1 protein-coding gene is annotated in these 543 nt (G+C 70.0%); it reads right to left on the bottom strand.

The window, feature by feature from the left end:
* The coding region (locus AQJ64_RS48835) for a TetR/AcrR family transcriptional regulator (RefSeq protein WP_055638994.1) at positions 1-461 on the bottom strand (461 nt) is incomplete at its 3' end.
* Positions 462-543 lie beyond the last annotated feature (82 nt).

A 543-nucleotide genomic window follows, 5' to 3' on the forward strand; every position in this document is an offset into this window, starting at 1 on the left:
TCCCTGGCGTGCTCCTGGGCGCCGGGGCGCAGTTCACCGCGTTCGACGGCGGCGGCCAGCGCGCGGGTGAGGTCTTCGTCGGCCCGGCCGAACATCTCCTCGCGGATGCGCCGCGCGTCCTCGTCCCGCTCGGCCCGCTGGATGACCGTGGCGAGGATCGACACGGCGCTTGGCTGGTTGAGCCGATGGGCCATCTGCTCCGCCTGGGAAACCAACTGGTCGCGGACGGGGCTGTCGTCGAAGGCGAGCAGGGGGCGGACGTCGCCCGCGAGTGCGTCGAGCAGGAGGGCCTGCTGATCGGGCCAGTGCCGGTAGACGGTGGCGCGGCCGATTCCGGCTCGTTTGGCGACGGTGGCGTGGGTGACGTTCTCGGGGCCGCCTTCGACGAGGAGTTCGGTGGCGGCCGCCAGAGCGGCGGCGCGGCTGCGGAGAGCCCGGGGGTCGTCGTTGGTCCGGAGCATCGGAACACCTCTTCCTCGGCAACTTGTGAGACGCATTGACTCACAACCTATCTTCGATACATACTGTCTCACAGATGGGCGG

The sequence above is a fragment of the Streptomyces griseoruber genome (assembly GCF_001514205.1).
Taxonomy (GTDB): domain Bacteria; phylum Actinomycetota; class Actinomycetes; order Streptomycetales; family Streptomycetaceae; genus Streptomyces; species Streptomyces griseoruber.